The sequence below is a fragment of the Streptomyces sp. NPDC048142 genome, assembly GCF_043202835.1.
Classification (GTDB): domain Bacteria; phylum Actinomycetota; class Actinomycetes; order Streptomycetales; family Streptomycetaceae; genus Streptomyces.
In genome coordinates, this window is record NZ_JBIDBC010000013.1 from 1 (window position 1) to 20,476 (window position 20,476).

The 20,476-nt window shown below is 70.7% G+C and carries 20 protein-coding genes and 1 pseudogene; 7 read left to right on the forward strand and 14 right to left on the reverse strand.

Annotated elements, in window-relative coordinates; all coding sequences use genetic code 11:
• The 3 genes from ACGF2Y_RS18250 to ACGF2Y_RS18260 form a co-directional block, all read left to right on the forward strand.
• On the forward strand, positions 1-345 hold a 345-nt coding region (locus tag ACGF2Y_RS18250; RefSeq protein WP_392948222.1), incomplete at its 5' end, for an electron transfer flavoprotein subunit beta/FixA family protein.
• A gap of 60 nt (positions 346-405) precedes the next feature.
• The gene (locus ACGF2Y_RS18255) at positions 406-1,368 is read left to right on the forward strand and encodes an electron transfer flavoprotein subunit alpha/FixB family protein (RefSeq protein ID WP_392948225.1); all 963 of its coding nucleotides are present in this window, start codon (positions 406-408) and stop codon (positions 1,366-1,368) included.
• A gap of 160 nt (positions 1,369-1,528) precedes the next feature.
• On the forward strand, positions 1,529-2,827 hold the full coding sequence (locus ACGF2Y_RS18260; protein ID WP_392948227.1) for a DUF6986 family protein: 1,299 nt from the start codon (positions 1,529-1,531) through the stop codon (positions 2,825-2,827).
• Between the two features lie 452 nt (positions 2,828-3,279).
• Here the strand turns inward: ACGF2Y_RS18260 and ACGF2Y_RS18265 are convergent, their stop codons facing one another.
• Positions 3,280-4,308: a LacI family DNA-binding transcriptional regulator gene (locus ACGF2Y_RS18265; protein ID WP_392948229.1), complete on the reverse strand. Its 1,029-nt coding sequence runs from the start codon at positions 4,306-4,308 to the stop codon at positions 3,280-3,282.
• A gap of 218 nt (positions 4,309-4,526) precedes the next feature.
• Here ACGF2Y_RS18265 and ACGF2Y_RS18270 point away from each other — a divergent pair, with 218 nt between their 5' ends.
• Both ACGF2Y_RS18270 and ACGF2Y_RS18275 read left to right on the forward strand, forming a co-directional pair.
• Positions 4,527-5,456 carry an ROK family protein gene (locus ACGF2Y_RS18270; RefSeq protein ID WP_392948232.1) on the forward strand — a complete coding sequence of 310 codons (930 nt, stop codon included), beginning with the start codon at positions 4,527-4,529 and terminating at the stop codon, positions 5,454-5,456.
• Positions 5,457-5,758: 302 nt separating this feature from the next.
• Positions 5,759-6,088, forward strand: coding sequence for a hypothetical protein (locus ACGF2Y_RS18275; protein WP_392948235.1), 330 nt, complete (start codon positions 5,759-5,761; stop codon positions 6,086-6,088).
• On the opposite strand, the gene ACGF2Y_RS18280 is transcribed toward ACGF2Y_RS18275, so the two are convergent.
• The 7 genes from ACGF2Y_RS18280 to ACGF2Y_RS18310 all read right to left on the reverse strand — a co-directional run bounded on the left by ACGF2Y_RS18280 (position 6,083) and on the right by ACGF2Y_RS18310 (position 13,156).
• A complete protein-coding gene (locus tag ACGF2Y_RS18280) occupies positions 6,083-7,057 on the reverse strand; it encodes a Gfo/Idh/MocA family oxidoreductase (RefSeq protein ID WP_392948238.1) in 975 nt (324 codons plus the stop codon). The genes ACGF2Y_RS18275 and ACGF2Y_RS18280 overlap by 6 nt on opposite strands.
• A gap of 1 nt (position 7,058) precedes the next feature.
• The gene (ligA, locus tag ACGF2Y_RS18285; RefSeq protein ID WP_392948241.1) at positions 7,059-8,366 is read right to left on the reverse strand and encodes a protocatechuate 4,5-dioxygenase subunit alpha; all 1,308 of its coding nucleotides are present in this window, start codon (positions 8,364-8,366) and stop codon (positions 7,059-7,061) included.
• A gap of 25 nt (positions 8,367-8,391) precedes the next feature.
• Positions 8,392-9,309 (reverse strand): amidohydrolase family protein, encoded by a 918-nt coding sequence (locus ACGF2Y_RS18290; protein WP_392948243.1) that lies wholly within the window; start codon positions 9,307-9,309, stop codon positions 8,392-8,394.
• 2 nt (positions 9,310-9,311) lie between these two features.
• Positions 9,312-10,001: a 4-carboxy-4-hydroxy-2-oxoadipate aldolase/oxaloacetate decarboxylase gene (gene ligK / locus ACGF2Y_RS18295; RefSeq protein WP_392948245.1), complete on the reverse strand. Its 690-nt coding sequence runs from the start codon at positions 9,999-10,001 to the stop codon at positions 9,312-9,314.
• Between the two features lie 18 nt (positions 10,002-10,019).
• Positions 10,020-11,045, reverse strand: coding sequence for an amidohydrolase family protein (locus ACGF2Y_RS18300; protein WP_392948247.1), 1,026 nt, complete (start codon positions 11,043-11,045; stop codon positions 10,020-10,022).
• A 26-nt stretch (positions 11,046-11,071) separates the two neighbouring features.
• Positions 11,072-12,283: a 4-hydroxybenzoate 3-monooxygenase gene (locus ACGF2Y_RS18305; protein ID WP_392948250.1), complete on the reverse strand. Its 1,212-nt coding sequence runs from the start codon at positions 12,281-12,283 to the stop codon at positions 11,072-11,074.
• A gap of 105 nt (positions 12,284-12,388) precedes the next feature.
• A complete protein-coding gene (locus ACGF2Y_RS18310) occupies positions 12,389-13,156 on the reverse strand; it encodes an IclR family transcriptional regulator (protein WP_392948253.1) in 768 nt (255 codons plus the stop codon).
• Between the two features lie 106 nt (positions 13,157-13,262).
• On the opposite strand from ACGF2Y_RS18310, the gene ACGF2Y_RS18315 reads away from it, so the two are divergent.
• Complete coding sequence (locus ACGF2Y_RS18315) at positions 13,263-13,931, forward strand: substrate-binding domain-containing protein (RefSeq protein ID WP_392948627.1); 669 nt, start codon at positions 13,263-13,265, stop codon at positions 13,929-13,931.
• Positions 13,932-14,393: 462 nt separating this feature from the next.
• On the opposite strand, the gene ACGF2Y_RS18320 is transcribed toward ACGF2Y_RS18315, so the two are convergent.
• From ACGF2Y_RS18320 to ACGF2Y_RS18335, 4 genes are read right to left on the reverse strand one after another with little or no spacing between them, the layout of a single operon-like run.
• Positions 14,394-14,852 carry a MaoC family dehydratase gene (locus ACGF2Y_RS18320; protein WP_392948256.1) on the reverse strand — a complete coding sequence of 153 codons (459 nt, stop codon included), beginning with the start codon at positions 14,850-14,852 and terminating at the stop codon, positions 14,394-14,396.
• A gap of 52 nt (positions 14,853-14,904) precedes the next feature.
• Positions 14,905-16,452: a long-chain fatty acid--CoA ligase gene (locus tag ACGF2Y_RS18325; RefSeq protein ID WP_392948258.1), complete on the reverse strand. Its 1,548-nt coding sequence runs from the start codon at positions 16,450-16,452 to the stop codon at positions 14,905-14,907.
• Between the two features lie 37 nt (positions 16,453-16,489).
• Entirely contained in the window at positions 16,490-17,377 is an 888-nt protein-coding gene (locus ACGF2Y_RS18330) for an amidohydrolase family protein (protein ID WP_392948261.1), read from the reverse strand.
• Position 17,378: 1 nt separating this feature from the next.
• Entirely contained in the window at positions 17,379-18,290 is a 912-nt protein-coding gene (locus ACGF2Y_RS18335) for an SDR family oxidoreductase (RefSeq protein ID WP_392948263.1), read from the reverse strand.
• Between the two features lie 175 nt (positions 18,291-18,465).
• Between ACGF2Y_RS18335 and ACGF2Y_RS18340 the strand changes: the two genes are divergently transcribed.
• On the forward strand, positions 18,466-18,879 hold the full coding sequence (locus tag ACGF2Y_RS18340) for a MarR family winged helix-turn-helix transcriptional regulator (RefSeq protein WP_392948266.1): 414 nt from the start codon (positions 18,466-18,468) through the stop codon (positions 18,877-18,879).
• Between the two features lie 148 nt (positions 18,880-19,027).
• Here ACGF2Y_RS18340 and ACGF2Y_RS18345 read toward each other — a convergent pair.
• Positions 19,028-19,516, reverse strand: a pseudogene (locus ACGF2Y_RS18345) (FAD-dependent oxidoreductase); the annotation flags it as partial.
• Between the two features lie 188 nt (positions 19,517-19,704).
• On the reverse strand, positions 19,705-20,415 hold the full coding sequence (locus tag ACGF2Y_RS18350) for a TetR/AcrR family transcriptional regulator (protein WP_392948269.1): 711 nt from the start codon (positions 20,413-20,415) through the stop codon (positions 19,705-19,707).
• Positions 20,416-20,476 lie beyond the last annotated feature (61 nt).

Sequence of the window (20,476 nt, forward strand, 5' to 3'; positions counted from 1 at the left end):
GAGGTCGCGGTGGACGGGGGTGTGGTGACCGGTCGGCGTGACGGTGACACCGCGTCCGAGCTGTTGGAGGCTTCGCTTCCGGCGGTGGTGTCGGTGACCGACCAGTCGGGTGAGGCGCGTTACCCGTCGTTCAAGGGGATCATGGCGGCGAAGAAGAAGCCGGTTCAGTCGCTGGATCTGGATGATCTGGGTCTGGACGCGGACGAGGTGGGTCTGGCGGGTGCGTGGACGGCGGTGGAGTCGGCGACGGAGCGTCCGGCGCGTACGGCGGGCACGATCGTGAAGGACGAGGGTGAGGGCGGTCGGCAGCTCGCCGAGTTCCTCGCGGGCCAGAAGTTCATCTAGGCCCCGTGCTGTTCCTCCCCTCTCCTCCTTCCTCTTCCTTCTCTTCTGGAGTGCGTTGTCATGGCTGAAGTTCTTGTTCTGGTCGATCATGTGGATGGTGCGGTCCGTAAGCCCACGCTGGAGCTGTTGACGCTGGCGCGTCGGGTCGGTGATCCGGTCGCGGTGGCGTTGGGTGCGGGTGCGGAGGCGACCGCGGCGGTGCTGGGTGAGCACGGTGCGGTGAGGGTTCTGACCGCGGATGCTCCGGAGTTCGCGGACTTCCTGGTGGTTCCGAAGGTCGATGCGCTGCAGGCCGCTTTCGAGGCGGTCTCCCCGGTGGCGGTGCTGGTGGTGTCCTCCGGGGAGGGCAAGGAGATCGCGGCGCGTCTCGCGCTGCGGGTCGGCTCCGGGATTATCACGGATGCGACGGATCTGGAGGCCGGTGAGGCGGGTCCGGTCGCGACGCAGGCGGTGTTCGCCGCTTCGTACACGACGAAGTCCCGGGTTTCCAGGGGTGTGCCGGTCATCACGGTGAAGCCGAACTCCGCGCCTGTCGAGCCGGCTGCGGCGGCGGGTGCGGTGGAGGTGCTGCCGGTGTCGTTCGGTGCGACGGCGACGGGGACGAAGGTGACGTCGCGGACGCCGCGTGAGTCGACCGGGCGTCCGGAGCTGACGGAGGCGGCGATCGTGGTCTCGGGTGGCCGTGGGGTCAACGGTGCGGAGAACTTCCCCGTCATCGAGGCGCTCGCGGACAGTCTGGGTGCCGCGGTGGGTGCGTCGCGTGCTGCGGTGGACGCGGGCTGGTATCCGCACACCTCGCAGGTCGGGCAGACGGGTAAGTCGGTGTCCCCGCAGCTGTACATCGCCTCGGGTATCTCCGGTGCGATCCAGCACCGGGCGGGTATGCAGACCTCGAAGACGATCGTCGCGATCAACAAGGACGCCGAGGCCCCGATCTTCGAACTCGTCGACTACGGCGTCGTCGGCGACCTCTTCGCCGTCGTCCCCCAGCTCACCGAAGAGATCAACACCCGCAAGGGCTGAACCCCCGCACCACCCCCGCCCTGGGCCGCACGGAGAACACACCGTGCGGCCCAGGGCCGTTCCGGGCGACCATTGACGCAGGTCGAGCCGCCTTATAACTTCACTATACGGATTGTTGATTCCGGGAAGCGGAAACAGCGAGAGCGTGGAGGGTACGGTCATGGGTCAGCAGGAGAAGGTGGCAACGAGCCTCGCCGGTGCGGTCAGCGAGGAGATCAGTGCCTCCCTCACGGCGGTCGACGCGGAACTCGCCCGCCGCTACCCGGGCGATCCCGGCACCCGCCAGCCCGTGCACACCGTCTACGTCCCCGGGGACGTCTTCGAACCCGGCACGCTGCGTTCCTGGGGCGACCAGGCGCTGGCCGCCCTCGACGAACACGCCCCCGACGCCGCTTCCTTCGCCGCCGTCCTCGGTATCCCCGAGGAACTGGCCGGGCCGGTCCACGACCGCGTACGCGCCAAGCTGGAGCGCGAGCCCGTCGAGAACCTGCGTATCGACTTCGAGGACGGTTACGGACCCCGCCCGGACGCGGAGGAGGACGAGGCCGCCGCCCGCGCCGCCCGTCTGGTCTCCGAGGCGTACGCGAACGGCACCGCGGCCCCGTACACGGGCATCCGGATGAAGTGCATGGAGGCCGGTGTGCGCGACCGGGGCATCCGCACCACGGACGTCTTCCTCAGCGGGCTGATGGCGGCCGGCGGGCTCCCCGAAGCACTCGTGCTGACCCTGCCGAAGGTCACCTACCCCGAGCAGGTCACCGCCTTCGTCCAGCTCCTCGAAGCCTTCGAGAAGGCCCACGGCCTCGATGCCGGACGCATCGGCTTCGAGATCCAGATCGAGACCAGCCAGTCGATCCTCGCCGCCGACGGGACCGCCGCCGTCGCCCGTATGATCGACGCGGCGCGGGGCCGGGCGACCGGACTGCACTACGGCACCTTCGACTACAGCGCCTGCGTCGGGGTCAGTGCCGCCTACCAGGCCAGCGACCACCCGGCCGCCGACCACGCCAAGGCCGTCATGCAGGTCGCCGCCGCCGGTACCGGCGTACGCGTCTCCGACGGCTCGACCAACGTCCTGCCCGTCGGCCCGACCGGCCAGGTCCACGAGGCCTGGCGGCTGCACTACGGCCTCACCCGCCGCGCTCTGGCCCGCGCCTACTACCAGGGCTGGGACATGCACCCCGGCCACCTGCCGACCCGCTACGCGGCCGTCTACACCTTCTACCGCGAAGGTCTGGAACCGGCCGCCGCCCGGCTCGCCGCCTACGTGGCCAAGGCGGGCGGCGACGTCATGGACGAGCCCGCCACCGCCAAGGCCCTCAGCGGCTACCTGCTGCGCGGCATCGACTGCGGCGCGCTGGACACCGCCGAGGTCGCCCGGCTGACCGGCCTGACCCGTGCGGACCTGGACGCCTTCGCCTCGCCCCGCCGGGGAGACCTGACGGTCACGGCGCCGTAAACGGCTCCGTACGGGGGGAGTCGGCGGGCGTCGAGCCCCGGCGGAACGGCCGGGCTCGCCGGGCTGTGCGAGCCCGCGCCGGGCGGCGTCCGCCGGCGCGGGCGAAGGTGTTCACCCGGTTTCCGGGACGGCAGGACGCCGGGGCCGGGCACTGGGGGTGGGGGCCGGAGCGCCCGCGCGTGATCGCCCGCGACACAAGCAGTGCCCGCGTGGCTCTGCGGGTACTGCTCCTTGCCGGTGCGCGGTACGTGGACCTCAGTGCGCGGTACGCGGACCTCGCCCTGGTGTACGCGCCGCTCCCGCACTCCCGACCGCACGGGATCGAGGACGCGGGCCACCCGGTGCGGGAGGACACCCGCACGCGACCGCCGGCCCTGCTGACCCGGGAGTTCCACCCGGCCGGCACCGGGCCCGAAGGTGCTCGACGGGCGGGTTCCCGGGCCCGAGGAGGCTCAGGCCGGGGGCAGTTCGCCCGAGCCGCGCGGGATCAGCGTCGTCGGCAGCTCCACCCGTGCCGTGGCGTGGTCCGCACCGTCGAGGCGGCGGAAGAGGTGCTCGGCCGCGGTCCTGCCGACCGCCGCCGCGTCCTGCGAGATCACGGTGATGCCGAGCAGGTCGGCCAGCTCGATGTCGTCGAACCCCACCAGCGCCACCGGCCGCTCCCGCTCCGCGATCACCCGGACCGCCGTCACCGTCACCCGGTTGTTGCCCGCGAACAGGGCGGTGACCGGTTCGGGCCCGGCGAGCATCTCCTCGGCGGCGGCCCGCACCCGATCCGGCTCGGTGGAGCCGAGGGAGACCCAGCCGTCCTCGACCGTGATGCCCGCGTCCCGCATGGCGAGGTGATAGCCGCGCAGCCGCTCGGTGGCCGTGTGGATCCGCGGCTGGTCACCGATGAACCCGATCCGGCGGTGACCGTGCGCGATGAGGTGGGCCACGCCCTCCCTGGCCCCGCCGAAGCTGTCGGAGAGCACCATGTCGACGTCGACATGGCCCGCCGGGCGGTCCACGAAGACCGTGGCGATGCCCGCCTTGATCTCCGGCTCCAGATAGCGGTGGTCGTCGCCCGCCGGGATCACGATCAGACCGTCCACGCGGCGGGCGCACAGCGCCAGCACCAACTCCTGCTCCCGCTCCGGATCCTCGGCGCTGGAACCGTTGATCAGCAGCGCGCCGTGCGCGCGGGCGACCTCCTCCACCGCACGGCTCAGCGGACCGTAGAACGGGTCCGCCAGATCCTCCAGGACCAGTCCGATGGATGCCGTACGGCCCTTGCGCAGCACGCGCGCGCTGTCGTTGCGGCGGAAGCCGAGCGCGTCGATCGCCTCCTGTACGCGGCGCTCGGTGTCGGGTGTGACGCCGGGCTCGCTGTTCACCACCCGGGAGACCGTCTTCAGGCCGACTCCGGCGCGGGCCGCCACGTCCTTCATGGTCGGCCGGTTGCCGTAGCGGCTCTCGGAATGACGGGCGGTCCGGTCCACGTGCGCTGTCCTGTCGTCGGATACGGGCGGGGGCTACGGGCGGGGCTGCGGTGCTCCGGCCGGGCCGCGCGGGGCCGAGTGGGGGCGCCGCGGGGTGATCGGAGGCCGTGGCGTCGAGCATAGGCCCTGGACAACGTTGTCAGCAGCGGGGAGACGGTGCAGACTGTGGACCGAACCCGCAGGTCCCGCCCCTTCACTGATCCGGAGAGCCCACACCGATGCATACCGACCTCGTCGCCGCGCTCGACATCGGCGGCACCAAGATCGCCGGGGCGCTGGTGGACGGCGACGGATCCCTTCTCGTACGGGCGCAGCGGCCGACGCCCGCCCAGGAGGGCGCCGAGGCGGTGATGGGGGCCGTGGACGAGGTGCTGGGAGAGCTGACGGCCTCGCCGTACTGGGATCGCGCGGGTTCCGTGGGCATCGGCAGCGCCGGTCCGGTGGACGCCGCCGCCGGCACGGTCAGCCCGGTCAACGTGCCCGCCTGGCGGGACTTCCCGCTGGTGGAGCGGGTGCACAAGGCGGCGGACGGCCGGTCGGTCGCCCTGGTCGGCGACGGGGTCGCGATGACGGCCGCCGAGCACTGGCTCGGTGCGGCCCGCGGCTACGACAACGCGCTGTGCCTCGTCGTGTCGACGGGCGTCGGCGGCGGCCTCGTCCTCGGCGGGACCCTGCGGCCCGGCCCATCGGGCAACGCCGGGCACATCGGCCACATCAGCGTCGACCTGGACGGCGAGCCGTGCCCCTGCGGTGCGCGCGGCTGTGTCGAAGGCATCGCCAGCGGCCCCAACATCGCCCGCCGCGCCCTGGAGAACGGCTGGCGGCCCGGCCCCGACGGCGACGCGACGGCCGCCGCTGTGGCCGTCGCCGCGCGCGCCGGGGACCCGGTCGCCATCGCCTCCTACGAGCGCGCGGCCCAGGCTCTGGCGGCCGGCATCGCCGCCACCGCCACCCTGGCGGACCTCGACATCGCGGTGGTCGGCGGGGGCGTGGCCGGGGCCGGTGACGTGCTCTTCGTCCCGCTGCGCCGCAGTCTGCGCGACTACGCCACGCTCTCCTACCTCCGACGACTGACGGTGGCGCCCGCCGTGATGGGCACGGACGCGGGTCTGGTCGGAGCGGCGGCCGCGGCCATCGCGCTGCGCTGAGGGCTGTCCCGTCATCCCTGGCGGGCGCACGACGACGGCTACGCCACTCGCCCGTTGTCGGAACGCCCGAATGCATCCGGTGCGCGGACGTCCCTCCGCCGTGCGACGCATCGCGTCCAGGGCCGCGCGCTGATCCACCAAGTCGGACGGCAGCAGCGTGGACGCGCTGGTCGAGGTCCACGCGGCGGACCTCGCACCGAACGGCCACCCCCATCCGGTGATCGCCCAGGAGGCATCTGCGGACGGTGGCCCGTACAGCCGGAACCCGGGAAGGCACCGAACGTGCGAACGCACTGGAGGGATTGAAGGCCTTCTCACAGCCCAAGAAGGGCCGCTGCTACGACTGCTCCCCACTGGTTGACGCGCTCATCGACGACAACGACCTCCAGTCTGCCTGGCAGTCCGCCACCGACGGCTACGCCGATCAGCGGCAGTGGCTTGCCCTCGCCGACCGGATCCGGAACCGGCAACCGGCCGACGCGTTGCGCGTCTGCCTCCGCTGGATGGAGCCACTGGGAAAGCAGACCGGTGCCAGTACGTACGAACGCCCCGGGGAGCTGCTGCTCCGATCTCGAACCGCCCGATCCGGCGCGGCATCCGGCCCGGGCCCGCCGCCGGTACCGTGCTCATGAGACCGAGACGGCGTCGAGCTGCTCCTCGAGGGCCGCCAGCGTCCGGTAGCAGGGCATCACCTGCGCGATGGAGGCGTTCGGCTCGCGGCCCTCGCGGATGGCGGCGACGAACTCGCGGTCCTGCAGTTCGATACCGTCCATCGAGATGTCGACCCCGCTCACGTCGATGGGCTCGCCCTTGCCGGTTACCAGGTCGTCGTACCGCGCGATGTAGGTGCCGGTGTCGCCGATGTAACGGAAGGACGTGCCGAGCGGCCCGTCGTTGTTGAACGACAGCGACAGGGTGCAGATGGCGCCGTTCTCCGCGCGCAGCTGGATCGACATGTCCATCGCGATGCCGAGCTCGGGGTGGATCGGACCCTGGACCGCATGGGCCTGCACGACAGGCGAGCCGGTCTGGTAGGCGAACAGGTCAACGGTGTGCGCGGCGTGGTGCCACAGCAGATGGTCGGTCCAGGAGCGCGGCCGGCCGAGGGCGTTGAGGTTAGTGCGACGGAAGAAGTAGGTCTGCACGTCCATCTGCTGGATGTGGTAGTCCCTGGCCTGGACCCGCTGCCGTACCCACTGGTGGCTCGGGTTGAAGCGACGCGTGTGCCCCACCATCGCAACCAGCCCGGTGCGCCGCTGTGCCTCCAGGCACGCCTCGGCATCCGCCAGGGAGGCGGCCAGCGGGATCTCGACCTGGACGTGTTTGCCCGCTTCGAGGCAGGCCAGCGTCTGCGCGGCGTGCATCGGTGTGGGCGTGGCGAGGACGACGGCGTCGATGTCGTCCATCGCCAGCACCTCCTCCAGGGTCGCGACACCACGGCCGACAGCCTGCTCCGCCGCGAACTTCCGGGCGCTTTCGAGGGTGCCGCTCACGACAGCAGCCACCTCGACGCCCTTGATCCGCCTGAGCGCGGCCGCGTGCTTGGCGCCGAAGGCGCCGCCTCCGGCCAGGGCGATCCGAACGGTCCGGTCGTCAGTCATGTCACTCCTTCACGGCGGGCTCCTGGGCCCGCGGGTGGTTCTCCAGGATCAGGTGGCCGACGGCGGTGTTGGACGCCGGCACGTGGTAGAAGCGGTGCTTGACCTCGATCTCCCCGGACCCGTCGAGGTCACTCATCGCCCCGCGGGCTATCAGCCACATGACCAGCTCGATGCCCTCCGAACCCGCCTCCTCGACGTACTCCAGGTGCGGCACCTGCGACAGCCCGACCGGGTCCTCGATCAGTTCGTCGAGGAAGGCGTTGTCCCACTCCCGGTTGATGAGGCCGGCGCGCGGGCCCTGCAACTGGTGGCTCATGCCGCCGGTGCCCCACACCTGGACCTTCAGCGGCCTGTCGTAGGACTCGATCGCCTTGCGCAGCGCCTGGCCGAGCCTGAAGCACCTGGCACCCGAGGGCACGGGGTACTGCACCACATTGACGTGGAACGGGATCACCTTGCACGGCCACTTCTCGACGTCCCCGAACATCAGCGACAACGGGACGGTGAGGCCGTGGTCGACGGTCATCTCGTTGACCAGAGTGAGATCGAAGTCATCCCTGATCAGCGAGTGCGCGATGTGCGCGGCCAGGTCGGGGTCGCCCTCGATGCCCGGCACCGGGCGGGGCCCGTAGCCCTCGTCGGCAGTGGCGTATGCCGCACCGGTGCCGAGCACGAAGGTCGGGATCAGTGACAGGTCGAACGTGGTGGCGTGGTCGTTGTAGACCAGGAAGATCACGTCGGGGAGGTTCTCCTTCTCCCACTGCCTGGAGAACTCGTAACCGTCGAAGACCGGCCTCCAGTAAGGCTCGTCGGTCTTGTGGTGGTCCATCGCCGCGCCGATCGCCGGCACGTGCGAGGTGAAGACCGCGCCGGTGATCGTGGCGTGCTCGGCCGGCGGTGCCGGGTCGGCGTACGCCGCTTCGAGGACGGCGTGGTCGATCCGGTTCCCCTCGACGGAGCGGCCGCCGCCGACCATCATGTCCCGGTACTCCCGCTCGGTCATGCCGGTCATCGAGCCCGCCATCTGCTGGAACGACAGCCCCAGCGTCGCACCCCACTTGGCCAGGAAGTAGATGTTCCCGCCTTCGCGCATCGCGGCGTTGAGGTCACGGTCGAGCAGCGCCTGCTTCTGCTCCTCCCGCAGTGGCCACGCGTCCATGTAGCCGTGCTCGTCGGCGAGGTAGAGCTCGCGGTTCTCCGCCGTCATCAGCGACATGCAGAACTGGTTGAGGTGGTACCCCTTGGCGGACTGCTCGGTGTCGAAGATGGTCGTCCCAGGAACCAGTCTGTAGGTCTTGTCCAGTGACATGGTGAGCCTCCGATCGTGTGGTGATTCACTCGGCTTCCGGCCAGTACAGACGCATCGGGTTGTCGACGAGAAGCCCCCGCTGCAGCTGCGGCGTCGGCGCGATGTGCGGGATGAAGTCGACGAGCAGGCCGTCGTCGGGCATGTGGTCGGTGAGGTTCGGGTGCGGCCAGTCGGTGCCCCACAGCACCCGGTCGGGGAACTCCTCGACCACGCGCCGGGCGAACGGGACGACGTCGAGGTAAGCCTGCCGCTCCCCATCGAGGGCCGGCGGGCCGCTCACCGACAGCCGCTCCGGGCAGGTCACCTTGCACCAGATGTCCGGCCGTGCCCGCATGAAGTTCAGGTATGCCTCGAACTCCGGGCCGTGCGGGTCCTTGGTGACATCGGGCCGGCCCATGTGGTCGATGACCAGCGGTACCGGGATCGAGAGGAAGAAGTCGCGCAGGTCGGCGAGGTCGACCGCCTCGAAGTAGACGACGACGTGCCAGCCGTAGGGCGCGATCCGCCGGGCGACGTCCCACAGGTCCTGCCGTGGCGCCGCGTCGACGAGCCGCTTGACGAAGTTGAACCGTACGCCGCGGACGCCGGCCCGGTGCAGCTCCCGCAACCGCGCGTCCGAGATGTCCGGCCGCACCGTCGCGACACCCCGGGCCAGGCCCCCCGACGCCTGCAGGGCGTCGATCATGGCGCTGTTGTCGGCACCGTGACAGGTCGCCTGGACCACTACGTTACGGGCGAAGCCCAGATGGTCGCGCAGCTCGACGAGTTGGTCCTTGGACGCGTCGCAGGGGGTGTACTTCCGCTCGGGGGCGAAGGGGAACTCCGCGCCCGGGCCGAAGACGTGGCAGTGTGCGTCGACGGCGCCCTCGGGCACCTGGAACCGCGGCCGGCTCGGAGCGGTGTACCAGTCCAGCCAGCCGGGAGTCCTCTCGAAGGTCGTCATCCTCAGTCCTCGTAGCGCAGCCCGAGCCCGGCCAGCGGGCCGCGCATGCCGTACATGTCCAGGCCGAGCTCGCCCGCGCGGAACCGCGCGCGCTTGGTCTCCTCGGTGGCCTCGCGTCCGGCCGACGCCTCGGCGACCTCGGCGGCCCGCTCGCGCGGCACCACCACGACACCGTCACGGTCCGCCACGACGACGTCGCCGGGCCTGACCAGGGCGTTGGCGCAGACCACCGGCACGTTGACCGAGCCGAGCGTGGCCTTGACCGCACCCTTGGCGTTGACCGCCCGGGAGAAGACCGGGAAGTCCATCTCCTCCAGGGCGGCCACGTCGCGCACGCCGCCGTCGATGACCAGGCCCTCGCATCCCCGGGCGCGGAACGAGGTGGCGAGCAGGTCGCCGAAGAAGCCGTCCTCGCTCTCGGTCGTGCAGGCCGCGACCACGACGTCGCCTTCTCGGATCTGCTCGGCGGCAACGTGGAGCATCCAGTTGTCGCCGGGCTGAAGCAGCACGGTCACCGCGGCACCGCACATTCGGGCGGCGGGGTAGACCGGGCGCAGGTAGGGGCGCATCAGTCCCACCCGGCCCATGGCCTCGTGAATGGTTGCGACGCCGAATGCCGACAGTGCGGCGACGGCCTTGGGATCGGCGCGGGTGATCGATGTGTGGACGACACCGATCTCGGTGTGTTCCATGCGTTCCTCTCCTGGTATTCAGTGGCCGGCCGCGGCGAGGCGGGCGGCGAGCCGGGGGTACACACGCAGGGCGTTGTCGCTGTAGACGGCGGCGCGTTCCTCCGCGGAGAGGTGCGCGGTGGCCTCGACGTACCGCTTCGTGTCGTCGAAGTGGTGACCGGTGCGCGGGTCGATGTCGCGGACCGCGCCGATCATCTCGCTGGCGAACAGGACGGACCGGCTGGGCATCACCTGGGTGAGCAGGTCGATGCCGGCCTGGTGGTAGACACAGGTGTCGAAGAAGACGTTGTCCAGCAGAGTCTCGGGCTCCGGTCTGCCCAGCGCCATCGCCAGGCCGCGGAACCGGCCCCAGTGGTAGGGCACCGCGCCGCCGCCGTGCGGGATCACGAACCGCAGCGTCGGGAAGTCGGCGAACAGGTCGCCCTGGACCAGCTGCATGAACGCCGTGGTGTCGGCGTTGAGGTAGTGGGCGCCGGTGGTGTGGAAGGCCGGGTTGCACGACGTGCTGACGTGGATCATGGCGGGTATGTCGTACTCGGCCATCGCCTCGTAGAGCGGGTACCAGCTGCGGTCGGTCAGCGGCGGCGCGGTCCACCTGCCGCCCGACGGATCGGGGTTGAGGTTGACCGCCACCGCGCCGAGTTCCTCGACCGCGCGGCGAAGTTCGGGCAGGCAGGCCGCGGGGGCGACACCCGGCGACTGCGGCAGCATCGCGCCCATCGCGAAGCGGTCGGGGTAGAGCGAGCTGACACGGTGGATCAGGTCGTTGCATATACGCGCCCACACCGAGGAGACCTCGAAGTCGCCGATGTGGTGGGCCATGAAGCTGGCGCGCGGGGAGAAGACCGTCAGGTCACTGCCGCGTTCGTCCATGAGCCGCAGCTGGTTGCTGTCGATCGCCTGACGCAGGTCGTCGTCGGTGATGACCAGGTCGTCGGGATCGGGTGCGTGCTCGGCGGCGCCGATCGCGGCCACCTGCCGGTCACGCCACCACGCCAGCTGCGGCGGCGCGGTGGTGAAGTGACCGTGACAATCGATGATCATGTGTTCTCTCCTCCTGGTGTTCGGGGTCAGCCCAGGGAGCCGGCGGGCCAGCCGGTGTACTGCTCGGCCAGGTAGGTGCGCCCGGCGCGGGTGCCCACCACGTTGTCGAGCTCGCCGAACTGGCGCCGCAGGTCGAACGCCGCGCCGCCGGGTGCGGTGTGCAGCAGCTGGGTCATCCAGTAGGAGAAGTTCTGCGCCCGCCAGACCCGCTGCAGGGCCCGCGGCTGGTAGTCGTCCAGCGCGGCCTCGCCCGCGCTGCCGATTGCCCGCAACAGGATGTCGGCAAGCACCTTCACATCGTGCAGCGCGAGGTTGAGCCCGCGGGCGCCGGTCGGCGGCACCGTGTGCGCGGCGTCGCCCGCGAGCACCATCGAGCCCCATCGCATCGGCTCCTGCACGAACGAGCGGAACCGCAGCACCGTCTTCTCGAGGACCGGCCCTTCACGGAGACGGAAGCCGTCCTGGCCGGCCACCCGGGCCTGGAGCGTCTCCCAGACGCGGTCGTCGGGCCAGGCGTCGACGGACTCCTCGGGGGCGCACTGGAAGTACATCCGCTGAACGGTCTCGGTGCGTTGGCTGATCAGCGCGAACCCGTGCTCGGAGTGGGCGTAGACCAGCTCGGGCGCGCTCGTCGGCGCCTCGGCCATGATGCCGAACCACGCGAAGGGGTACTCCTTGCCGTAGCACAACCTCCGGTCCTCGGGCACCAGATGGCGGCACATGCCGCGCGACCCGTCCGCACCGACCACGTACCGTGCCCGGATCTCGTGGCGGGACCCGCCGGGCGCCGTGTAGCGGACCCGGGGAGCGCCGGTCGTGATGTCGAGGACCTCGGTGTCCTTGACGCCGAAGTGGACCGTGCCGCCGTCGCGGTCCCGGGCGTCGGCCAGGTCGGTGAACACGTCGGTCTGCGGGTAGAGCCACACCGACTGTCCCACCAGCTCCTTGAAGTCGATGCGGTGGGGGCGACCGCCGAACCGGATCTCGATGCCCTCGTGCTCGTGGCCCTCACGCAGAACCCGGTCGGACACGCCGGTCTCGACCAGGTCCCGGGCCGCGTCGGCCTCGAGGATCCCGGCCCGCTGCGTCGTTTCGATCTCGCGCCGGGAGCGGGTGTCGATGACGATCGTCCCGACCCCTGCGCGCCCGAGCAGGTGAGCCAGCATCAGGCCGGCCGGACCGGCGCCGATGACGGCGATGGGAACCGAGGCAACGGTGTCGACGGTGGCGTCGGCCATGGCATCTCCCTGAGCGACTGCGAACGTTCGGAACACCCCGAACGCTGGCACCCGGAGCTGCCGCCGGTCGCCGGCGTTTCCGTCAGGCGGAAGCCTGCTCGAAGGTCAGACCGTCGTGCGGGCGCGCCGCCCGAGCTCCTCGGAGATCCCGTACGCGGCCCTCAGGAGCGGCTCGCGCAACCCGCGCGCGCCGGTCGCCCCACGCGCCGCGACGACGATCCCCAAAGCCGCGCTCACGGGCCCGGCCCGGCCGACCCGCACGGGTGCGGCCACCGCGACCGTGTCATGCGAGAGCTGCCGGTCGCTGACGAAGACCTGCTCGCGGCGGATCCGGTCCAGTTGCGCGCGCAGCGTCCTCGGGTCGGTGACGGTGTGCGGGGTCCAGGCTCGCAGCGGCGAGTCGAGGACCTCCTCCTGGATGTCCCGTGGTGCGTGTGCCAACAGCACCCGGCCCATCCCGGTGGAGCCGACGGGGAACCGGGCCCCGACCGCCGTCAACAGCTGTACCGATCGATGCCCGGTGATGCGTTCGACAAAGACGAGCTCCGTGCCTTCGCGCACCGCGAGCTGAATGTTCTCGTGGGTCGCCTCGTAGAGGTCCTGCATGAACGGCAGGGCCGCGTCACGCAGGATCTGGGTTCGGGGACATCCCGAGGTGATCTCCCAGAGCCTCAGCCCGACATGCCACGCCCCGTCCTCCCCGCGCTCCAGCGCTCCCCATTCCGCCAGCTCCGCGACCACTCGGTGCGTGGTGCTCAAGGCCAGACCTGTGCGCTGTGCGATCTGCGACAGTGTCTGCGACGGATGTTCGCGATCGAAGGCCGAGAGGACTCTGAGGACCTTTCCTGCCGCGGTGCTCCGGGTTGTGCTCACCCGCGCAGTCTCGCAGACGGGCGTTGAGCAGCCCGCCCGTGCCGCCGTAGCATCTGCCGGACACCAAGGAGACAACGTGAACCAAGAGATCTCTGGGCTGTCCTCTATGGCGACGCGGCCGATAGTGGGCGAGCTTTCCGGACACATCCGACTCGCTCACGGGATTCCGGTGCGTTTCGAGTCGGCCGGCGGGGTAGAGATCGCACGGCGGGTGCGCGAGGGCGCCGAAGCGGACCTGCTCGTGCTCGCCGACGGAGCAATGGCCGAGTTGGAGAAGGAAGGGCACCTTCTCGGGGGTACGGTGCGCCCCCTGTGGGTCTCCCAGGTCGTCGCCGCCGTGCCGGAGGGAACACCGGTTCCGGCACTCGGCTCGGAATCCGAACTGCGCGCCGCTCTTCTGTCCGCGAAGAGGATCGCCTACTCCACAGGCCCCAGCGGTACGTCCCTCATCGACCTGATCACCCGGCTGGATCTCGCCGACACACTCGGGGACCGGCTTGTCCAATCCCCACCGGGGGTGCCCGCAGGCAGCCTGCTGTCGTCCGGCCGAGCAGACCTGGCCTTTCAACAGCACAGCGAAATGATGGATCTGCCGGGCGTCGTCGTCATCGGCCCGCTGCCGGGCGATGCCGCCATCAGCTCGATGTTCAGCGGGGGCGTACCGGCCGCGTCCACCCAGCCGCGCCGTGCCCGCGAAGTCCTTGACCTTCTCGGTTCCGACGCGGCGTCGGGTATCGCCCGTGCCAGGGGCATGCGGGCGCCTGGGGGTCGCTGAATCGGGCCGGCGGATCTGATCGCACACCGCAGCCTGCTGCCGAGCCGCGGCCACGGGACGCCTGCGGACCGCGGTCCACGGCTTCTCCGTACTCGACCTGCCGCCCGACGAGGTGCTGGGCCGACGGGAAGAGCTCGTCGAGCGGCTGGACAGCGGGGCCGACGCCGGCGCGGAGATCAGCGGCTCGACGCGCCTTTACGCCGTCCACGATCCGGTGGCCGACGTAATGCACCGTCGTCCGTGCCGGACGTCCTGGGCGCGCGCAGGTCCGACGGCAGCGGCACAGCACCTCATCCGCGGTGGGCGGAGTCGACGGGCAAGGGCGGCCGGGGCATGTTTCTCGTCGCCCGGCTCACGCACCGCGGGGGCCCGCTACCCGCCCGGCGGCAAGGTGATCCGGGCCGAGCGGGTCATCCCCTGGCCGTGGGCACTGTTCCCGTCGCCCTGGTCCAGCCCGGCGGCTCAGGCGTAGTGGCGGTAGACGGCCCGGGCCACGCAGGCCGGCTTGTCACTGCCCTCGGCCTCCACGGTGAACGTCAGCGGCATCTGGACGCCGTTGCCCTTGACCTCCTCCACGGTCCCGACGGCGCCGTGCAGTCGGATCTTCACGCCGACCGGGACGGGGCTGGGGAAACGGACCTTGTCCAGGCCGTAGTTGACGCTCATGGAGACGCCGGTGATGGTGAGCAGCTCGCCGAAGAGCGGGATGATGAGGGAGAGGGTGAGGTAGCCGTGGGCGATGGGGCCGCCGAAGGGGCCGTCCTTGGCCTTCTCCGGGTCTGTGTGAATCCACTGGTGGTCGTCGGTGGCGTCGGCGAAGGTGTTCACGCGTTCCTGGGTGATCTCGCGCCAGTCGGTGCGTCCGAGGTCGGCTCCACTGAGGGACTTGAGGTCTTCGAGGCCGTCGGCGATGGTCGGCATGGAGGTCCTTTCGGGATGCGGGCAGCCCTGAGTGCGGCCCGCAGGAGGGGCTTCAGTGGTGGGGGCGGTCCGCAGGACCGTCCGCGTAGGTGTTGCGCACGGCGGGCTTGATGATCTTTCCGGAGGCCGTACGGGGCAGGGTGTCCGTGAGGACCACGGACTTGGGGATCTTGTACTTGGCGAGCCTGCCGTGCAGGAGGCCCAGGATGCCGTGCTCGTCGGCTCGGGCTCCGGGTCTGAGGACGACGACGGCGTGGCCGACTTCGCCCCAGACCGGGTCGGGCACCCCGACGACCGCGCATTCGGCGACGGCCGGGTTGGTGAGAAGCGCGTCCTCGACCTCGGCCGGGTAGACGTTCTCGCCGCCCGAAACGAACATGTTCTTGACCCGGTCGACGATGTAGGCGTACCCGTCGGAGTCGGTCCGGGCAATGTCGCCGGTGCGCAGCCAGTGGCCGCCGACGGTGAAGGCGTTCTCCGTGTCCTCCGGTCGGCCCCAGTAGCCGGTCATGACGTTGGGGCCCTGGACGAGGATCTCGCCGCGCTGTCCGGGTTCGGCGTCCCGGCCGTCGGGCAGGACCACGCGAATGTCGGTGAAGAAGTGCGGCACGCCCGCGGAGCGGGCCTTGGCCGAGGTCTGGTCCCTGTCCAGGAAGAGGACTCCGGGGGACGCCTCGGTCATGCCGTAGCCCTGGCTGAAGGCGAGGTCGCGGGCGAGGTACGTGGCGATGGTGCGTGCGGGAACGGGTGCGCCGCCGCAGTTGAGGGTACGCAGGCTGGACAGGTCCGTCGTCGCCCAGCGGGGCCGGGCGGCCATGGCGTCGTACATCGTGGGGACGCCGAACATGTACGTCACGCGTTCGTTCTCGATGGTCTTCAGTACGCGTTCGGCATCGAAGGCACCGAGCAGCACCACCCGGCCGCCCTTGAGGAGAGTGGGCAGGCAGGTCATGTTGAGGCCGGCGGTGTGGAACAGGGGGGCGACGACCAGGGTCACCTCGTCGCCGGTGAGGTCGGTGTCGACGAGGACGTTGATGCTGTTCCAGATGATGTTGTCGTGGGAGAGGACGGCCCCCTTGGGGCGGCCCGTGGTCCCGGAGGTGTACATGATCATGCAGGTGTCCTGAGGCGCCACGCTCTCGTCCAGGGGCTCGGTACCGCCGCCGGCGATGAACTCCTCGTAACCAAGGACCCCCTCGTCGGGCCCGTCGAGCGCGATCCGGTGCCGCACTGCGGCCTCGTCGGCCGCAGTGCGTGCGGCCCCGGCCTGCTCCGGCGCGTGGACGAGGACGACACTGCCCGAGTCGGACAGGTTGTACGTCAGTTCCGGGGCGGCCAGACGGGTGTTGAGCGGGACGAAGACCGCCCCGAGCAGGCCGGCGGCGAACAGCGTCTCCAGGAAGGCCGGGTGGTTGGGCCCGAGGTACGCGATCCGGTCGCCCCGGGCCACTCCCAGCTCCCGTAGGGCACGGGCGAGGCGCAGGACGCGCTGGTGGAGTTCGCGGTAGGTCCAGGAGCGGTCCTCGTGGACGATGGCGACCCGGTCCGGGGTCCTGCGGGCCCGGCGGGTGGGCCACGAGCCGATGCCTTGGTTCAACACGACGACTCCTTCGGTTCCTTCACTTCCTTCACTTCCTTCAGTCCGTGAGCAGGCCGAGCAGGCGGGCGGCGTTCTCCTTGAGGATCTTCGGTCGGACCTCGGGCTTGATGTCGAGCTTCTCGAAGTCGGCCAGCCACCGGTCGGGGGTGATCACGGGGTAGTCGGAACCGAAGAGGACCTTGTCCTTGAGCAGGGTGTTGGCATAGCGGACGAGCTGCGGTGGGAAGTACTTCGGGGACCAGCCGGACAGGTCGATGTACACGTGCGGTTTGTGGGTGGCCACCGCGAGGGCCTCGTCCTGCCAGGGGAAGGACGGGTGGGCGAGGATGATCCGCAATGCGGGGAAGTCGACGGCGACGTCGTCGACCAGCATGGGGTTGGAGTACTTCAGGCGGATGCCGCCACCGCCCGGGACGCCTGCGCCGATGCCGGTCTGGCCGGTGTGGAACAGCGCGGGCACACCGAGTTCCTCGATGGCCTCGTACAGCGGATAGGCCATCCGGTCGTTCGGGGCGAACGCCTGGATGCTGGGGTGGAACTTGAAGCCGCGGACGCCGTGTTCCTCCACCAGACGCCGTGCCTCGCGCGCGCCCGCGCGCCCCTTGTGCGGGTCGATGCTCGCGAACGGAATGAGCACGTCCGCATGGGCGGCGCAGCTCTCCGCGATCTCATCGTTGGAGATCCGCGGGTGCCCCGTGGCGTGTTCGGCGTCGACGGTGAACACCACGGCGGCCATGCGGCGTTCGCGGTAGTGGCCGGCCATCTCCTCGATGGTCGGTTGCCGGTGGCCGTGGGCCTTGAAGTACTTCTCGGAGGCGCCGAACAGTTCGGGGCTCAGCGCCCCGTGGCCGTCCTTCGAGACCTCGGCGTGCGTGTGCACGTCGATGGCGGTCAGCTGGTCGAGGTCGAGCGTGAGGTCACCCATCTCATGCCTCCGGGGCCTGGGGTGCCGGGATACCGTAGGTCTCGGTCTCGGCTCCTACGCCGCCCGGCCAGTGGGCGGCGATCGAGTCGGCGCTCCAGCCGCCGCCGGCGAAGGCGACCGCCTTCTCCTTGGGGTGCGCCCACAGTGCCAGCCGGTCACCGCCGATGCCGATCGCCTGCCCGGTCACTCCGTCGGAGGCGTCCGAGGCCAGGAAGGTGATCAGGCCGACGACGTCCTCGACGGTGCCGAGGCCCTCGTCCTTGCGCAGCCAGTCGGGCAGAGGACTGCCCGTGCGCTCGGCCTCCTCGATGGCCGGCGCGAAGACCGGGATGGTCCTGGTCATCTCGGTGGCGGCGACGGGGACGACGGCGTTGACGGTGATGCCGGCGCGGCCCAGCTCCATGGCCCAGGTACGGGCCATGGCGACGACGCCCGCCTTGGCGGCGGCGTAGTTGGTCTGGCCGAAGTTGCCGCGCTGTCCGGCCGGCGAGGAGATGAGGACGAGCCGGCCGCCGGTGCCCTGCTCCCGCATGCGGACGGCGGCCGCGCGGGCGCAGGTGAAGGTGCCGCGCAGGTGTACGCGGACGACATCGTCGAAGTCGTCGTCGGTCATCTTCCACAACACGCGGTCGCGCAGGATGCCGGCGTTGGTGACGAGCACGTCCAGGCGCCCGAACTCCCGCACCGCCGTGTCCACCAGTTCCTCGGCCGCCGCGCTGTCGCCCACCGCCGCGACGACGCCGGCCGCCCGACCTCCTTCGGCCGTGATCGTGGCGACGGCGGCGTCGACCGCGTTCTGGTCGACGTCGTTGACGACGACGGCGGCTCCGGCCGCGGCAAGGGCTTGGGCGTATCCCAGCCCGAGGCCGCGCCCGCTACCGGTGACGACGGCGACTTTCCCGCGCAGATCCATGGAGGGTGCCTTTCCTGAGTGGTTCGGGGGATGTCGAGCGCGACACAAGTCGGGATCGACAGGAATCCTGATGAACGCAGTGTGAGTAATCAACAGGATTCCTGTCAATGCTCTAGGGTGGTAGGTGTCGCCGCCCCGGCGGCACCCAACGGGCCGTCACCACGGGAGGACGAACGTGAGCACCTCGCTGCTCTACCTGGTCAAGCGGACGGAGCTGGCGGTACGGGCCCGCCTGGAGGAGCTGCTCAAGCCCGCCGGCGTCACGGCGCTGCAGTACACCGCACTCACCGTGCTGGAGCGGCACGACGGCGTTTCCGCCGCGCAGCTCGCCCGCGACTCCTTCGTCACCGCCCAGTCCATGGCCGACATGGTCCGGGCGCTGGAGAGCCGCGACCTGATCCGTCGCGAACCCAACCCCGCCAACCGCCGCGAGCGCCTCATCCTGCTCGCCGACGCGGGGCGCCGACTGCTCGAGGAGTACGCCGAGCCGGCTCGCGGACTCGAAGGGCGCATGGTCGCCGACCTGACCGCCGAGGAGGTCAAGCAGTTCCGGAAGACACTGAATCGCACGTGGCGATCCCTCGCCTGACTCGGGAGATGAGCTGACGCGGCCGCCGACCGCGTGCCTTCTCCGGTAGTGGCAGGCCTCCGGGACCTGCGGGTCCCCGTCGAACCGGTCGGGGGCTGTCGGCCTTGGGCCGGTAGAAGCCCCGGGGAGCGGGCGGCGCGGCGGAGCGTCAGCTGTCGAAGCCAAGGCCGAAGCGGTCGAGGCTGCGCAGCCAGAGGTTGCGACGGCCCTGGTTGAGGTCGGCGCGGGCCATGGACCACTTGGTGATGCCGATGCCGAGGGACCGGACCGGCTCGGGCGGGAACGGCAGGGGCTTTCGGCGGACCATCTGCACGTCGGTGTGCTCGGTGCGCTCGCCCGCCAGGAGGTCGAGCATCACCTCGGCGCCGAAGCGGCTGGCGCCGACGCCGAGACCCGTGTACCCGGCGGCGTAGGACACCTTCCCGTGGTGACTCGTGTCGAAGAACACGCAGAAGCGCGTGCTGGTGTCGATGGCTCCACCCCAGCTGTGGGTGAAGCGCACCCCCTCCAACTGCGGGAAGGTCGTGAAGAAGTGGCGGGCGAGGGTGGCGAAGGTCTCGGGCCGCCGGTCGTGCTCGGCGCGGACGCGGCCGCCGTACCGGTAGACGGCGTCGTATCCGCCCCACAGGACCCTCCGAGGGGCCGCCCATGAAAACCTTCGACACAGCACAAGGTCAATAGTGTTGACATAAGCCTCCCGTGCCGTCGGATCCGGGCGGCCGTGGGCCGCTTCTCCTCCGTGATCGCAGCTGAGGAGTCCGGGGCCACACCGTCGACCGCCGGCTGAGGAGTCCGAGGCCACCCGTCGACGGATGGAGCGGTCGTTCAGCCACCGTCCGCCGCCGGGCGGAGCGCCGCCGCCGCGCCGAGCATCAGATCCAGGGCGAAGGCGTAGCCGCTGTCCCGCATGTCGGCGGCGAGCAGCGGGAAGGTCGCCGCGATGTTCGGGTGGGTTTCGGGCGACAGCCTGCCGTACACCGCGTGCCAGACCTCCTCGTCCGACTCCCGGGCCGCATCCGGCAGGGCGAGCGCCGCGGCGTCCTGGGCGGCGAAGGCGAGGGCCTGGTCGACGAAGGCGTGGTAGATCCGAACGGCGAGGGCGTCCGGGAATCCCCCGGAACGCAGGATGCCGAGGATCGTCTCGACGGCCCGCGTCTCGTGGGGGCGCCCTGTCGTGCGGTGCGCCGTGAGAAGCGCGGCCTGGGGGTTGGACTGGTAGGAGGCATGGATGCGCAGCCCGATGGCGCGCAGGTCGGTCCGCCAGTCCCCGGTGGCCGACCAGCCCTCCTGCGCGCGGCCGACCAGCTCGTCGGACAGGGCGAGGAGCAGGGCGTCGGTGTTGCGGAAGTAGCGATAGAGGGCGCTGGGATCCGCGCCGAGCGCCGCGCCGAGCCGGCGCGCCGAGAGCGCCGCCGCGCCGTGCTGCGCGACCAGTCGCAGGGCTGTGTCGATGATCAGCCGTTCCGAGAGCACGGCGCCCTGCTTGGTCGGTCGGTGACGCCGACGCCCGCCTTCTGGAATCACTCGTCCGGCCATGGCCCGACCTTACGTCAACACCATTGACGTGTAAACGGCCGTCCCGCTTCCATGTCTCCAC

What these genes read in the sequence shown, in the direction of transcription:
- ACGF2Y_RS18255 (WP_392948225.1), top strand. Translation starts at nt 406, where the DNA reads ATGGCTGAAGTTCTTGTTCTGGTCGATCATGTGGATGGTGCGGTCCGT.
- ACGF2Y_RS18260 (WP_392948227.1), top strand. Translation starts at nt 1,529, where the DNA reads ATGGGTCAGCAGGAGAAGGTGGCAACGAGCCTCGCCGGTGCGGTCAGC.
- ACGF2Y_RS18270 (WP_392948232.1), top strand. Translation starts at nt 4,527, where the DNA reads ATGCATACCGACCTCGTCGCCGCGCTCGACATCGGCGGCACCAAGATC.
- ACGF2Y_RS18280 (WP_392948238.1), bottom strand. Translation starts at nt 7,057, where the DNA reads ATGACTGACGACCGGACCGTTCGGATCGCCCTGGCCGGAGGCGGCGCC.
- ligA (WP_392948241.1), bottom strand. Translation starts at nt 8,366, where the DNA reads ATGTCACTGGACAAGACCTACAGACTGGTTCCTGGGACGACCATCTTC.
- ACGF2Y_RS18290 (WP_392948243.1), bottom strand. Translation starts at nt 9,309, where the DNA reads ATGACGACCTTCGAGAGGACTCCCGGCTGGCTGGACTGGTACACCGCT.
- ligK (WP_392948245.1), bottom strand. Translation starts at nt 10,001, where the DNA reads ATGGAACACACCGAGATCGGTGTCGTCCACACATCGATCACCCGCGCC.
- ACGF2Y_RS18300 (WP_392948247.1), bottom strand. Translation starts at nt 11,045, where the DNA reads ATGATCATCGATTGTCACGGTCACTTCACCACCGCGCCGCCGCAGCTG.
- ACGF2Y_RS18305 (WP_392948250.1), bottom strand. Translation starts at nt 12,283, where the DNA reads ATGGCCGACGCCACCGTCGACACCGTTGCCTCGGTTCCCATCGCCGTC.
- ACGF2Y_RS18315 (WP_392948627.1), top strand. Translation starts at nt 13,263, where the DNA reads ATGGCGACGCGGCCGATAGTGGGCGAGCTTTCCGGACACATCCGACTC.
- ACGF2Y_RS18320 (WP_392948256.1), bottom strand. Translation starts at nt 14,852, where the DNA reads ATGCCGACCATCGCCGACGGCCTCGAAGACCTCAAGTCCCTCAGTGGA.
- ACGF2Y_RS18330 (WP_392948261.1), bottom strand. Translation starts at nt 17,377, where the DNA reads ATGGGTGACCTCACGCTCGACCTCGACCAGCTGACCGCCATCGACGTG.
- ACGF2Y_RS18335 (WP_392948263.1), bottom strand. Translation starts at nt 18,290, where the DNA reads ATGGATCTGCGCGGGAAAGTCGCCGTCGTCACCGGTAGCGGGCGCGGC.
- ACGF2Y_RS18350 (WP_392948269.1), bottom strand. Translation starts at nt 20,415, where the DNA reads ATGGCCGGACGAGTGATTCCAGAAGGCGGGCGTCGGCGTCACCGACCG.